A 13,801-nucleotide genomic window follows, 5' to 3' on the forward strand; every position below is an offset into this window, starting at 1 on the left:
CGATAGCGGCGCGGTCCCGGCTCATGAATGCTCTTGCGCCAGCATCCACTCTTCATACAGCCGGTCGAGCTTCTCCTGTACGGCCTCCCGCTCTGCCCATACCGCTGCCAGCTCCTCTTCATAACGAGGCTCCGGAGGTTCTCCGGACAGCTTATCCAACCGGGCATCCAGCTCGGCCAGCCGGCTCTCCTCGCGGGCTATGGCCGGCTCCAGCTGCCCCGCAGCAGCTTTCGCCTTTCCTGGACGCGCATCATTAACCACCCTGGACTCATCCGGCTCAGAAGCAGACCGTTTGGCCGCGGCGACGGGTGCCTGCTCTCTGCCCATGCTCCGGCTGGACCCTCTGCCTGCTTGCAGCTGCAGCCGTTTCTCCTGGTAGGCATCAAATCCGCCCAGATATACGGTCACTTGCCCCCGGTCAAGCTCCCATACTTTGTCGGCCAACCGGTTGATGAAGTACCTGTCGTGCGTAACAGCCAGCAGAGTCCCGCTAAATTCCTCCAGCGCCTCTTCCAGCGCTTCCCTAGAAGCGATATCCATGTGGTTGGTCGGCTCATCGAGAATAAGCAGATTCGGTTTGCGAATCATAAGCAGCGCAAGCCGCAGCCGCGTCCACTCGCCCCCGGAGAGCTGGCCTACCGCTTTGAATACATCTGCTCCATAGAACAAATACTTTGCAAGCCGCGAGCGGGCTTCCCCTTCCTCCAGACCGGCCTCTTCGCGGAAATAGGCCAGAACGGATAACCGGCCGTCTCCCGGCGGATCTGCCTGAGCCAGGTAGCCGATTTCTACCCGGGAGCCCCACTCAATCGTCCCCTCGTCGGCATCTCCCTCGCCGAGAAGAAGCTTGATGAATGTCGATTTGCCGGAACCGTTGCGTCCGACGAGCATGATTTTGTCGCCGTATTCCAATTCGCCGTTCATGCCGCTCAGCACTGGATTGGCTCCATAGCTCTTGGTCACCCCTTCGAACCGGATCACCTTTCGGCCGGAACGGTCCGCTTGCGAGAGCCCGAACTCCGCCCCCTTCCTCTCCAATACCGGACGCTTGACCTTCTCCATCCGATCCAGCGCCTTCCTCATCGAAGCCGCGCGGCGGAAGAACTTCTCATTATCTCCGACTCGCCCCCATTCCTCCAGCTTGCGAATCGTTTCCTTCATCTTCTTCATCTGCTTCTGCTGTTCTTGGTAGTCGGCGAATTGCTGGAGCAGCTTCTCTTCCTTCTCCTTCACGTAGCCGGTGTAATTGGTCAGGTACGTATGCGCCTCGCCATCCTCCAGATCGATAATCTTCGTCACGACCCGGTCCAGGAAGGTACGGTCATGGGAGACAATGAGGCATGTGCCGTCATACTGGCCGATGAACGTCTCCAGCCACTCGACGCCGGCCATATCCAGATGGTTGGTCGGCTCATCCAGCAGCAGCAATTCAGGCCCGCGAATCAGCATTGCGGCAAGACCGATCTTGGTCTGCTCCCCTCCGGAGAGGGTGTCGAACCGCCGGACGTAGAACTCTTTGGCAATCTGGAGGCCCCCTGCGATCTGGTCGATTCGCGCCTCCATCTCGTAGCCGCCTTCACGCTCGAAGCGTTCCTGCAGCTTGGCATACTCCTCCAGCATCCGGCTCAGCCGGTCCGGATCCTCCGCAGCTTCCGGATCGGACATGCCTAGCTCCAGGATGCTCATATTGGCCCTGCAATCGAGCAGTTCCCGATAGCCTGAAGCCAGCACGTCATGGACGGTAGACTCGCTCCATTCCTCCGGCACTTGCGCCAAGTAGCCGATCTGCGTATCCTTGCGGATTGACAGCTGCCCCTCATCCGGCTTCAGTTCCTTGGCGAGCAGACGCAGCAGCGTCGTCTTGCCGCTTCCGTTGCGGCCAACGAGCCCGACCCTTTCCCGTTCATGAATATCGAATGTCACATCCTCCAGAACGAGCTGGGCACCATGGTATTGCTTTATATTTTGACTATTTACGATCAACATAATGGATCCTCCTGTTTATGAAGACCCTAGCCAGAAACGACAAAAAAGAGCCGCGGGAAAAGCCCCGCGACCCTCTCGGATACAATCCGTCTGAGGTTAAGGTAGGCGTCTTTTCGCGAATGGTGAAACCGTATGGGCATAATTGGACAGACTTCTCCCGTCTTGGGAAAAAGCATGCACAATGCCAGCCATCGCCATTGGCAGTTGGCTGATCCGGTTGTTCACCGATTCGCGATTCATCCTACCTCACCTCCTTCACGTTCACTTCCTTACAATTTACCACAACTATTCCAGTGTTGGCAACTCGATCGGTAACACTGCGATAATAGCGGACAAGCCCCCCTCGTTCATGATGGCATCTCGATGAGCTTCATTGCCCGCTTATACAGAAAAGAACGGCAAGCGGACTCTCCCCGCACTGCCGTTCCCCGCCGCTTGCTGTAAAATCTTACACTTGCTGCAGCGCTTCGATTTCAATCGAAATCTTCACTTCATCGCCGATGAGCACGCCGCCAGTCTCCAGCACAGCGTTATACGTCAAGCCGTAGTCGCCCCGCTTGATGCTCCCCAGTGCGCTGAAGCCCGCTTTCGCATTGCCCCATGGATCCTTGCCGGCGCCCTCGAACGAGACGGCGAACGTTTCTTGGCGGGTAATCCCATGCAGCGTGAAATCGCCGGTTACATTGTACTCGCCATCGCCCGTCTTCGTAATTTGGCTGGCTTCGAAAGTCATATGCCGGTTGACTTCTACATCGAAGAAGTCGGCGGAGCGCAGATGCGCATCCCGGTCCGCATTACGCGTATCGATGCTGCTGAGATCGACGCTGAATTTGATGGATGCCGTAGTCAGATCCGCCGGGTCGGCTTCGATCTGGGCCTCGAACGTATGGAACGTCCCTTTCACCTTCGCGATCATCATATGTTTGACGGAAAAATCAATGCTGCTGTGCGTAGGATCAACCGTCCATTGCGATAATGCCATGATATTTTCCTCCTCGTGTTTAACTTACTTTTAATAATGTACTAACTAATTTTAATTTATGAACCTATTGTAGTTCCCCATCCCATCTTTTGTCAATCCCTTTTCGATATCGATTATTTCCATAACGGAGCAATTTTAGCATTTTGGATTAATACTGAATCTCAGATGACCGATATATATAACAACAAGCTTAAAGAGACGGGCTTTGGTTCAGAGTTTGTTCAGTGCGATTCATTATAATGAACGAAAGAGCTGCGCAGTAAGAACGATGTCATTGTTCGATAGTCATGCTTCGCATGTCTAATAGATCGTTGAAAGATGATCTGCAGCATGAAAAATAAATATTGAGGAGTGGTTATTTTGTTCAGAAGAAAATGGTTTAAGCCTGCCGGGATTGCATTATTGGCCTTTACTATGATCTCGGTCCCCGCAGCGCAGGCATCAGGAATTATGTTGAATGTCGATGGCAATTTGGTACAGCAAAGCGTCCAGCCAACTGTGCTGAAGGGAACGGTGCTTGTTCCCGCCAAACAGATTGCGGATACGTTCGGCGCTGTACCGCAATGGGACAATGAGACCAAGACGTTAAAGCTCACGAAGAATGATATCATCGTTGCATTTATACTTGGCAGTCCCACGGCGACAGTAACGACCGGTTCCGACACGGCTGAAGTCACGCTGGAGCAGCCTGCTCAAATGATTAATAACAACCTGATGGTTCCGGTGCGGTTTTTGGCAGATCTGTACGGGGCGACAGTAGAATGGAACCAAAGCAAGAAAATGGTCATGCTCACGACGAATGCGGCAGAGACGAAAGGCATCACTGGACCTAAAGGCGATAAGGGCGAAATAGGTGATAAAGGCGAAAAAGGCGACAAGGGTGATAAGGGCGACCAAGGTCCGGCAGGCTCGACCGGTCCATCGGGAGCCACGGGCAACAAGGGCGATCAAGGCTCAGCAGGTCCGGCTGGCCCGGCAGGTCCGCAAGGCTCGGTGGGTCCAGCAGGTCAAGAGGGTCCGCAAGGCCCGGCAGGTGCGGTAGGTCCGGCTGGCCCGGCAGGTCCGCAAGGCCCGGTGGGTCCAACAGGTCCAGAGGGTCCGCAAGGCCCGGCAGGTGCGGTAGGTCCGGCAGGTCCGCAAGGCCCGGCAGGCTCGGGTGGAACGAATTTTGCCGAAACAGGGTTCTCCGCATTTCTCCCGCAATTGAATACCGCTCAGTCTGCCCGATTGACTGGCTGGAGCACAGCTGCCCCATACTACGGTGGAGCAAACTTTAATCCCACAGGAAGCTTTGTTGTCCCCGCAACAGGCAAATATACGATAAAAGCAACGATAAATTATCAATTGACTGCTCCGCAAAATGTTTCCTTGGGAGCTGGTGTGAACCCCTATTTCTCGATTAAACGCACGGCACCGAGTCAAACCGAATTGCTGAAAGGATATCTCCCGATCCTTGATGTCAATATTGCGCTTGTGCTTACTTTAAGAGCGGCGCTTGGCAGCGGTACCGTAACGTTGGAGGGAGATGCCAGTCTGACGGCCGGAGATACGATCGAGTTGTTTTACGAATCGAGCGGGATGACGCTGGGTCTCAATATTAGCAATGTCGTATGGTCGATGCATCAAATTACCGGAAACTCCCCGACGTAACCCGCATTTTGCAGCAATTGAAATGGCCCGAAGCGGCACTAGCCGCACTCGGGCTATTTTTGATATCGATCACTCTCATTCTGCAGCAATTGACACAAATAAGATGAATTCCGGACTGCCGACTACACGATTTGTGCAAATAATAGGGCAAAAACTGCAAATAAAATTGAACGGAAAGCAGCGGCATACTTCTGAAAAAATTGCTATAATGACGAGATGGGTAAGCTTTGTGTGTGGGGATGATCAACCACCGCTTTAAGGGACTACCGGAAGATGCATTCAATCTTTTGTGGAGGTTAACAAGAATGAGTAACAGCATTAGAATAGGAATCGTCGGTTATGGCAATTTGGGCAAAGGCGTTGTCTCTGCAATCGGGCAAAATCCGGACATGGAGCTTGTCGGTATTTTCACACGCCGGGAACCTTCTACCCTGAACAACCCGGACGGATTGAAATTTCTTCATGTGCGCGAGGTCGAGCAGTACTCGAACGAAATCGACATTATGATCCTATGCGGCGGCTCTGCAACGGATCTGCCTGAGCAAGGACCTCACTTCGCCACCATGTTCAACACCGTGGACAGCTTCGACACCCACGCGAAAATCCCCGAATACTTCGAGCAAGTCAACCAATCGGCCGTCAAATCCGGCAAAGTCGCTGTCATCTCCACCGGCTGGGATCCAGGCATGTTCTCCTTAAACCGGCTGATGGCGGAATCCATTCTTAGCGAAGGCACCGACTACACGTTCTGGGGCAAAGGCGTCAGCCAAGGGCATTCCGATGCGATCCGCCGCGTGCCGGGCGTGAAGGCCGGCGTACAGTACACGGTACCGGTTCAATCGGTTATCGACGCGATCCGCAACGGAGAAACGCCTGCGCTTTCCACTCGCGAGAAGCATCTGCGGGAATGCTTTGTCGTCGCGGAAGAGAATGCCGACCGGGAACGCATCACGAACGATATCGTTTCGATGCCAAACTATTTTGCCGATTACGATACAACGGTTCACTTCATCACGCAAGAAGAGCTGGAAGCGAATCACGCAGAGATGCCTCATGGCGGGTTCGTGATCCGCAGCGGCGTAACCGGAAAGAACAACCGTCAAATTATAGAATACTCTCTAAAGCTCGCCAGCAATCCCGAATTTACCGCCAGCGTGCTTGTTGCATATGCGAGGGCCGCTTACCGCCTATCCAAGGAAGGCGTATCCGGCGCCAAGACCGTCTTCGATATCGCGCCAGGCTATTTATCACCGAAGTCGCCGGAGCAGCTAAGAGCAGAGCTTCTGTAAGCCTCCCTCTCTTTGGTTGATTAGAGTCAAATTTGGGATCGTTAGCCCTATAGAAATACGATGAACGGATACACCGTCCATTCCATGCGGACAAGCCTTGAGTGCCGCTATTTTAGCGTTATTCGGAGGCTGTCCGCACCTCATATCATTTGCCGCGCCGCATCGGACGAAAAGCATGGTTCACTCCCTCTTGAATATGCCAGATCCGAACGAAATCATCACTCTTGTCCGATATCGGCCGGATTTTATCTGCCGAATTGTGGATGATATAAACCGTGAAACCAGCGGTTTTATTGGCACTTTTGGCCTTATCACTTTTTTTTTGAGGGGTAATTAAATAATTTTTGTTTTGTTTTTCGCGATATTCCCTATATAATTGATAAAAAGTACAAATCTTATGGGGATTTATACAAAAGACAACAGATAGGAGCCCTTGGATGCTAATTACGACTGGAAAAGGTACCGATTACGTCAAAGCAGTTTATGAGTCCGTCATTAAACGCAATCCGAATGAAGAAGAATTTCATCAAGCCGTTTACGAAATTTTGTTTTCTCTTGCGCCTGTGTTCGATCGGCATCCGGAATTTATTAAAGCCGGTATTCTAGAGCGCCTCGTGGAGCCTGAAAGAATGGTCTCCTTCCGAGTGCCTTGGGTAGACGATCAAGGCAAGGTCCGCGTTAACCGCGGATTCCGCGTGCAGTTCAACAGTGCCAACGGCCCCTATAAAGGCGGACTGCGCTTCCACCCTTCTGTTAACGCAAGCATTATCAAGTTTCTCGGCTTCGAGCAAATCTTCAAAAACTCCCTGACTGGACTGCCGATCGGCGGCGGCAAAGGCGGCGCGGACTTCGATCCTAAAGGTAAATCCGACATGGAAATGATGCGCTTCTGCCAAAGCTTCATGACCGAATTGTACCGTTTCATCGGACCGGATACGGACGTTCCTGCCGGCGATATCGGCGTTGGTGCCGCAGAAATCGGTTATATGTTCGGACAATACAAGCGCATTCGCAATGCGAATGAAGCTGGCGTTCTGACAGGTAAAGGGCTGGATTACGGCGGAAGCTTGATCCGTAAGGAAGCAACGGGCTACGGCGCCGTATACTTTGCAGAAGAGATGCTGAAGTCTACGGGAGACAGCATGGACGGCAAGCGCGTCATCGTATCGGGATCCGGCAACGTATCCATATACGCGATCGAGAAAGCGCAGCAATTAGGCGCTCATGTCGTAGCATGCAGCGATTCAAGCGGTTATATTTATGACCCGAACGGCATCAACCTGGATACGGTCAAGCAGCTTAAAGAGGTTGACCGCAAAAGAATTAGCGACTACACGCTGGTTCACCCTGAAGCGGAATTCCACCCTAACTTCACGGACATCTGGTCGATCCCATGCGAAGTTGCAATTCCGTCGGCCACTCAGAACGAAATCGATGCGAAAGCGGCGAAGCAATTGATCGCGGGCGGCGTCAAAGCCGTCGTTGAAGGAGCTAATATGCCTTCCTCGCTGGAAGCGATCGACCTGTTCCTGGACAACAACGTCCTGTTCGGACCTGCGAAAGCAGCCAATGCAGGCGGCGTAGCCGTATCCGCTCTCGAAATGGCGCAGAACAGCATGCGTTTCGCTTGGACGGCAGAAGAAGTGGATGCACGTCTGCTCCAAATCATGAAGAACATCTACAGCGAAAGCATGAAAGCCGCTGAAGAGTATGGCAGCAAGGGCAATCTGGTTGTCGGCTCCAACATCGCTGGCTTCCTGAAGGTTGCAAGAATCATGCTTGCTCAAGGCGTTATCTAATTTATCACAGGACTCATACGACAAGTCCCCTGACCGTTATTATAGCGGAAGGGGACTTTTTTAATTAATACCGCGTTGGAACGAAGAAAAAAAGCGCCGCTACACGGCGCCTTCTTCGCGATCCGATATGGGATGAAGCCGTTCGAACTCCATGGCCGTAACCGGCTTCATAAAGTAATAACCTTGAATCCAATGACAACCCTGCGAACGCAAAAATTCGAACTGCTCCTCCGTCTCTACGCCTTCGGCGATGACAGTAAGCTTCAAGCTTCCCGCCATGGCCACGATGGCCTTCACAATCGCCGCCTGACCCGGACAACCGGGAACGTAGTTGATGAACATCTGAGCGATCTTCAGCGCATCGGCCTGGACCCCCATTAAGTAGCTCAACGAAGAATAGCCGGTCCCAAAGTCGTCTATCGCGAATTGAACGCCCTGCTGCTTGAGTGGGAGCAGCTTGGCAAGCGTCTCCTTCTCTTCCCGGATGGCGACGCCTTCCGTAATCTCAAGCATTAAATACTGGGGTGGCAGCCCTGTCTCCCCCAGAATCGCCAGCACATTCTCGGCATAATCCGATTCGTCCAATTGACGGGGGGATACATTCACCGAAATTCGGAACGGCGGTAACCCCCGCTGGAGCCAATCGGCGGCTTGGCTGCAGGCGGTTCGCAGAACCCATTCCCCGATCGGCACGATAAGTCCCGTCTCTTCGGCAAGGGGAATGAAATCGGCCGGCGATACCAGCGGACCAACCCGCGGCTGCCATCTGATCAGAGCCTCTGCGCCGACCAATTGCTTATTGCCGGCGCCATATTGCGGCTGGTAATGGAGCACAAACTCCTCCTGCTCGAGCGCCTTGCGCAACGCTTGCTCAATGGCAAGATTCTTCTTGAACGCGCGATTTAACTCCTTCGTATGGAAGCAGCATTTGTTTCGGCCGAGCGCCTTCGCCTTGTATAAGGCGATATCCGCATTCCTCATCAGATCCATCGTCGTCGTTCCGTCCTCGGGGGCAACGGTAATTCCGATGCTGCCCGTCAATCGCAGCTCAAGCGGAGCGAGCTGCAACGGCGTACCCATCACATCCAGCATGGCCTGCGACCACTCGAAAGGCTCGTCGCGCCCATCGATGTCCGTGAAGAGTACGGCAAACTCGTCTCCGCCGAGCCGGGCTACCGTAATCCGGCTATCGCTGCTTTCCTTCAGCCGTCTGCCGACCAGCCGGATAATTTCGTCGCCGGTTGTGTGGCCGTAGATATCGTTTATGTATTTAAACCGGTCCAGATCGATGAACATGACCGCCAGCATACGACTTGCTTGGTCCGGCTCTTCCAGCCGCCGGAGCTCTTGCGTCAGCTTCTTCTCGAAATAGTGACGGTTCGGCAATCCCGAGAGCATGTCATGATGGGTCATAAATGCCGTTCGTTCCAGCAGTCTTCGTTCCTTTCGCAGGAACGCTTCACTCTCCGCCGATAGCATTCTTTTTTTGCTTAACCAATACAAATGAGCGATAAGATATACGATAACCAGGAGCAAAGCAAAAACATATGCCGGCACTTCCATCTTCCCTCCTACAGGCTTGTCTTCGTTTTTGTCCGAGTAATAAGCAGAGACGCTTTCGCCGTCTTCTGCGGCGAAGTAAGCTTCTCCCTCTGAATAAGACCAGAATCGCGTTGGCAATCAGCCTTGAACTTTCCGATCGCGCGGGGAGAGCGGCGGACGCCGTCCCAGCGACGTCAGTAGTTTCTCCCCTCAGAAATAAGCAAAGCCTACGCTTTGCTTATATAAAAAAGAACTATCCGCCCCCCGGATAGTTCTCCACAGCTGGCGGTCTGGCAACCATAGCAAATCTGCCGATCTGCGTTAGGCCCATGACTTTGCGTCCTTATTTTTCAATAAGTTTGCCTTTAAGATGAAATTATGTATGTTTTGGTTGATGTAGTGCTTATTAACTATTAATAACATGACTATATAACCATTATAGGGGCGTGGACTTCCACTGTCTATATAGTAATATCGAATCATGTCGAAATAAGGAATGTTTAATCGGAAAAGAATGGGTTCGCGTATAAATCGATTCGAGCTGATGAATGGAGGCTGCTTTACAATGGAACAAACCGGGGTTCAAATCTATTATTTCGAAGACGATGGCGTCATGCCGAATAACCGCCATCTCCCTGTCATCCTGTACCTGGGCGCCATGAAAGAGGATACCGCGCAAACCGAACGCCGTTTTAACCGGAACAATTGGCGGAACAGCTGGACGAACGGCGTGTTCGACTTCCATCACTACCATAGCAACGCACATGAAGTATTGGGCGTGACGAGAGGCTCAGCAGCCCTGCAGCTGGGAGGCGTGCAAGGAACTGAAGTGTCTGTCCAGGCCGGGGATGTCGTCGTTCTCCCGGCAGGCACCGCGCATAAGAAGCTAAGCGCAAGCGCTGACTTTCAAGTTGTAGGGGCATACCCGGATGGTATGAATTACAACCTCCGCAAGGAAGCACCTGAAGACAGATTGAAGTCCTTGGATGAGATTCCGCATGTGCCTCTGCCGGAGATGGATCCTGTGTATGGACCTATTGGACCCCTTATGAAATATTGGCGAAAATAAACCATATCATTATAACATAATCAACCTGTAACAGCCCCTATATTAAAATAAAAAATCAGGAATTCGCTCTCTCGCGTCATCCTGATTTTTGCAGTATTTCACACAATCATCTGGCTGCCTGTTGCCCCTTGCGGTAGTCCAGCGGCGTTGCGCCGGCATATTCGGAGAACAAACGGGAAAAATATCGCGAATTCGGTATCCCCACGCTATCGGCCACTTCGTATACCTTCATATCCGTTGTCCGAAGCAGGCTCTTCGCCCGATCCAGCCGGCAATCCTGCACATAGTCGTGAAAGCTCTTGCCGGTCTCGTTGCGGAAGAGCGCGGCGAACCAGCTGGGGCTCAAGTTGACCTGCCTCGCCGCGTTGGCCAGCTCAATCTGCGCGTAATCGCGCGCGATAAGGCGCAGCGCCTCCTTGATCTCCTTGCGCATGCGGCCGGTATGCCCGCCATTGCGCTGCGCCATGAGACCGGCAAGCTGCCGCGCCTCGCAAGCGAGCACGGAAGCGTGAAGCGCCGATTCCGCCGCTTGCTTGAACCGCTCCAGCGGCCAGGCCGGCTCGGCGTCCGCGCTCTTCTCCCAGCTGAACGATTCCAACTGGGCCGCGATTAACAGCGCCATCCGTCTCGCTTGGACCGGCACGGGACGATATTCTCCCCCGATCAGACCGGCCCATTCTCGAATGCGGTCGCCCGCTTCCTGCCCGTCGTCCCGCAAGGCCGCGTCGCCGATCGCCGCCAAGAGCGCGCGGAACCGTTCGGGCGGGAGGGGTTCATACTCGCACGGCTCCGGCTCCCGGACCAGCTCCCCCGGCATGGCGTAGAATCCCGCTTCGCAAAGCGTGAGCCCCCGGCTATATGCCTCATGCATATCGGAAGTCCGATGATACACACCGCCAACGCTCATGACGTAATCGAGAACATCAGACGCGGCAGCAAACCCGCAGCGAAGCCTTTCTCCGATGCGTCCGCATTGCTCGTAGAACCAGCCGTAGAAGGATGCGAAGCTCTCCCGGTCCACCGAATAGAAGAACAGGCACCATGTATCCGGCGCCATGCGGATCGCCAGATAGCGGAACCGGGGATCGGGCTCCGCGGCTGCCAGCCATTCCTCGGCCGCCTCATCCGGCAGCTGTCCTGCGGTCCGGATAACGGAGAGCGCATACCCGTCATGCGTGAATCCGGCCTGCCTCAGCTTATCCGGCAGCTGCCCTGCCGGGAACAGCAGCAGCTCCTGCAGCAGCAACCGGACCATCTGCTCCGCGTCCCCCTTTTCCTTCCGAAGGGTACCAGCCGCCCGCTGCAGCACGCCGACGAATTCATCCTCGCTGAGAAGAACCTTCGTCAGGTAATCATCAGCCCCGTAACGCAGGGCAACCTGCACTTTCTCGAAATCCTCGTAGCATGTAAGAAGCACAACCTTGGGAGGCGACGGCAGCGCTTGAAGCCGCTTGAGCAGCTCCAGACCGTCCATGACCGGCATGCCAATATCCGTTACGACGATGTCCGGCTTAAGCCGTTCCACAGCCTGGAGCGCCTGCAGGCCGTTCTCCGCCTCCCCCGCAATCTCGAATCCCCGGGCAGCCAGCCCGAAGCTGCGAAGCCGCAGCAGCGCTAACGGCTCGTCATCAACCAGCAGTAATTTGACGGTTTGCTCTTCCATCCGCTACATCCCCCGTTTCGATGATTCTGAGGCGCACGGTCACGGTCGTCCCGATCTGCGGATCGCTGACGATGGACAGCCCGTATCCTGCTCCGTAATACAGCTGAATCCTTTCGTGCACGTTGCATACACCGATATGGAACCCTCCGCTTGCGGAAGGCGTCTCCTCCGGAGCTGCCCCCTTCAGCAGCCCTGCAATCTTCTCCTTCGCCATGCCGACGCCGTTATCGGCGACGGTGATCATCAGCTCGTTCCCGCATCTCTTCGCCGATACCGTCAGCTTCCCTCTCCGGTCCGTAAGAGGGCGCAGCCCGTGGAATACCGCGTTCTCAACAATCGGCTGCAGCACCAGCTTGAGCACCGGCGTTGAAGCCAGCGCGTCCGGGAGATCCTCAACAACGAATTCGAACTTATTGTCATAGCGGACCGATAATATATATAAATAATCTTTGACATAGAGCATTTCCTCGTTCAGCGAACGGACCGCCGTGGTACGGTCCAGTCCGTACTTCAACAGCCGGATCAGAACGGCCATCACGCGATGGATGTCCTTCTTGCTGCTTATATCGACCATGATGTCGATGGTATTGAGCGTGTTATACAGGAAGTGGGGATTAATCTGCGACAGCAGCATTTGAAAATCGGCCTGCCGCTTCTGCTCTTCCGTCTGCTTCAGCGTCTCGATGAGCTCTTGGATCGTCCGCATCATCCGGTTGAACTCGCGCGCCATCTCCCCAAACTCATCCTGATGCTTCACCTCGAATTGATGATCCAGATGTCCCCGTGCAATGTGGCGTATACCCCGTGTTAACGAAACGATCGGCTTGGTAAACCACCAGGAAACGCCGATATATATGAAAATAAGTCCGGCCGAGCCCAGAAGCAGTACCATGAGCGCAAATTGCACGACCGGACGGTAATTGTTTTCCAGAGCCTTGACGTCTCCGACGACGATAGCCTTCCAGAACGGTGCCTGTTTCATGTCGGATATGACGTAATATTGTCCGGACCGCTCGAAATAGGCCTTCGCCTGTTCAAGCGTTTCCGTGTTGCGTTCCGCATATTCCAGCGTTTCATAGCTGTTCCGGGCTACGATCGTAATGGAATAAATGAGCCGGTCGTTGCGGTCGTACAGCAGCGTCCGGGTATCATAGCTTCCCGCGAACGCGGCGCTCCGCTGCACGATGTTGGTCACGTCCGTAACGAAAGCGAGCACGCCTTCCTGCTCCCCATCCTCGTCGATAACCTGCTTGGTGACGATGCTGACGAGACTGTTCGGGCCCGTCGATCCCATCGTCGAGGTGAACGGCTCCGACCAGACGACGCCGGTCTTGGAGCTGTTCGATTGACCTTTGATAATGGCAATTTCCTTCTGCCCGAAGCTGTCCCAGTAATATTCCGGATAGCCGGCGACAAGTCCGTCTTTCCGGATGTAGACGACGCCCCGCACCAGCTCCGGCCGCGTCAGCGCAGCCGCCTCCATCATGCGGATCCAGTCGGAAGGCCCCTGCTGCCCGTATAAAATTTCCGATTCGATGCCGAGCACGTTCAGCACCAGGTCGTTCATCTGATTTTCCATCATGCGGACCGACTGCACAACCATCCCGTTCAGCGCGCTGTCCTGCGTCTGACGCAAAAAGGACGTCGTGCCCGATTGCGCTAATAGAATGACCGCCGCTTCCAGAATAAGGCTCGGCATAATGAGCCAAATCAGCAGCTTCGTCCGCGCTCCGAGCCGTCCGCCCCGCATTGCCTGACCCCCTTTGCTCTCCGATGTAAGCGCATGTATGTACTATCAAGTATATGGCCCGCCGCCTATTG

General features: G+C 54.2%; 10 protein-coding genes and 1 riboswitch. Of the genes, 4 read left to right on the forward strand and 6 right to left on the reverse strand.

What is annotated here, in order from left to right; genetic code table 11:
* Positions 1 to 21: 21 nt before the first annotated feature.
* From abc-f to L1F29_RS32745, 3 genes are all read right to left on the reverse strand, one after another.
* On the reverse strand, positions 22 to 1,986 hold the full coding sequence (gene abc-f / locus L1F29_RS32735) for a ribosomal protection-like ABC-F family protein (RefSeq protein WP_258386142.1): 1,965 nt from the start codon (positions 1,984 to 1,986) through the stop codon (positions 22 to 24).
* A 96-nt stretch (positions 1,987 to 2,082) separates the two neighbouring features.
* Positions 2,083 to 2,226, reverse strand: a complete 144-nt coding sequence (locus L1F29_RS32740) for a hypothetical protein (RefSeq protein ID WP_258386143.1) — start codon at positions 2,224 to 2,226, stop codon at positions 2,083 to 2,085.
* Between the two features lie 208 nt (positions 2,227 to 2,434).
* A complete protein-coding gene (locus L1F29_RS32745; protein ID WP_258386144.1) occupies positions 2,435 to 2,968 on the reverse strand; it encodes a YceI family protein in 534 nt (177 codons plus the stop codon).
* Positions 2,969 to 3,328: 360 nt separating this feature from the next.
* On the opposite strand from L1F29_RS32745, the gene L1F29_RS34280 reads away from it, so the two are divergent.
* From L1F29_RS34280 to gdhA, 3 genes are all read left to right on the forward strand, one after another.
* On the forward strand, positions 3,329 to 4,618 hold the full coding sequence (locus L1F29_RS34280; RefSeq protein WP_309252361.1) for a stalk domain-containing protein: 1,290 nt from the start codon (positions 3,329 to 3,331) through the stop codon (positions 4,616 to 4,618).
* Between the two features lie 305 nt (positions 4,619 to 4,923).
* Positions 4,924 to 5,907, forward strand: coding sequence for a diaminopimelate dehydrogenase (locus L1F29_RS32760; protein ID WP_258386145.1), 984 nt, complete (start codon positions 4,924 to 4,926; stop codon positions 5,905 to 5,907).
* A 437-nt stretch (positions 5,908 to 6,344) separates the two neighbouring features.
* A complete protein-coding gene (gene gdhA / locus L1F29_RS32765; RefSeq protein WP_258386146.1) occupies positions 6,345 to 7,706 on the forward strand; it encodes an NADP-specific glutamate dehydrogenase in 1,362 nt (453 codons plus the stop codon).
* Positions 7,707 to 7,805: 99 nt separating this feature from the next.
* Here the strand turns inward: gdhA and L1F29_RS32770 are convergent, their stop codons facing one another.
* Positions 7,806 to 9,263, reverse strand: coding sequence for a putative bifunctional diguanylate cyclase/phosphodiesterase (locus L1F29_RS32770; protein ID WP_258386147.1), 1,458 nt, complete (start codon positions 9,261 to 9,263; stop codon positions 7,806 to 7,808).
* Between the two features lie 266 nt (positions 9,264 to 9,529).
* Positions 9,530 to 9,622, reverse strand: a riboswitch (cyclic di-GMP riboswitch).
* A 191-nt stretch (positions 9,623 to 9,813) separates the two neighbouring features.
* Between L1F29_RS32770 and L1F29_RS32775 the strand changes: the two genes are divergently transcribed.
* A complete protein-coding gene (locus L1F29_RS32775; protein ID WP_258386148.1) occupies positions 9,814 to 10,317 on the forward strand; it encodes a cupin domain-containing protein in 504 nt (167 codons plus the stop codon).
* Between the two features lie 106 nt (positions 10,318 to 10,423).
* Here the strand turns inward: L1F29_RS32775 and L1F29_RS32780 are convergent, their stop codons facing one another.
* Together L1F29_RS32780 and L1F29_RS32785 are read right to left on the reverse strand one after the other, a co-directional pair.
* Positions 10,424 to 11,980, reverse strand: coding sequence for a response regulator (locus L1F29_RS32780; protein ID WP_258386149.1), 1,557 nt, complete (start codon positions 11,978 to 11,980; stop codon positions 10,424 to 10,426).
* On the reverse strand, positions 11,946 to 13,730 hold the full coding sequence (locus L1F29_RS32785) for a cache domain-containing sensor histidine kinase (RefSeq protein ID WP_258386150.1): 1,785 nt from the start codon (positions 13,728 to 13,730) through the stop codon (positions 11,946 to 11,948). The genes L1F29_RS32780 and L1F29_RS32785 overlap by 35 nt, the downstream gene beginning before the upstream one ends.
* Positions 13,731 to 13,801: the final 71 nt, after the last annotated feature.

The sequence above is a fragment of the Paenibacillus spongiae genome (genome assembly GCF_024734895.1).
Classification (GTDB): Bacteria; Bacillota; Bacilli; order Paenibacillales; family Paenibacillaceae; genus Paenibacillus_Z; species Paenibacillus_Z spongiae.

Excerpts from the sequence above, each read along its gene's own strand:
- L1F29_RS32740 (WP_258386143.1), bottom strand. The coding sequence starts at position 2,226 with ATGAATCGCGAATCGGTGAACAACCGGATCAGCCAACTGCCAATGGCG.
- abc-f (WP_258386142.1), bottom strand. The coding sequence starts at position 1,986 with ATGTTGATCGTAAATAGTCAAAATATAAAGCAATACCATGGTGCCCAG.
- L1F29_RS32780 (WP_258386149.1), bottom strand. The coding sequence starts at position 11,980 with ATGGAAGAGCAAACCGTCAAATTACTGCTGGTTGATGACGAGCCGTTA.
- L1F29_RS32785 (WP_258386150.1), bottom strand. The coding sequence starts at position 13,730 with ATGCGGGGCGGACGGCTCGGAGCGCGGACGAAGCTGCTGATTTGGCTC.
- L1F29_RS32760 (WP_258386145.1), top strand. The coding sequence starts at position 4,924 with ATGAGTAACAGCATTAGAATAGGAATCGTCGGTTATGGCAATTTGGGC.
- L1F29_RS32745 (WP_258386144.1), bottom strand. The coding sequence starts at position 2,968 with ATGGCATTATCGCAATGGACGGTTGATCCTACGCACAGCAGCATTGAT.
- gdhA (WP_258386146.1), top strand. The coding sequence starts at position 6,345 with ATGCTAATTACGACTGGAAAAGGTACCGATTACGTCAAAGCAGTTTAT.
- L1F29_RS32775 (WP_258386148.1), top strand. The coding sequence starts at position 9,814 with ATGGAACAAACCGGGGTTCAAATCTATTATTTCGAAGACGATGGCGTC.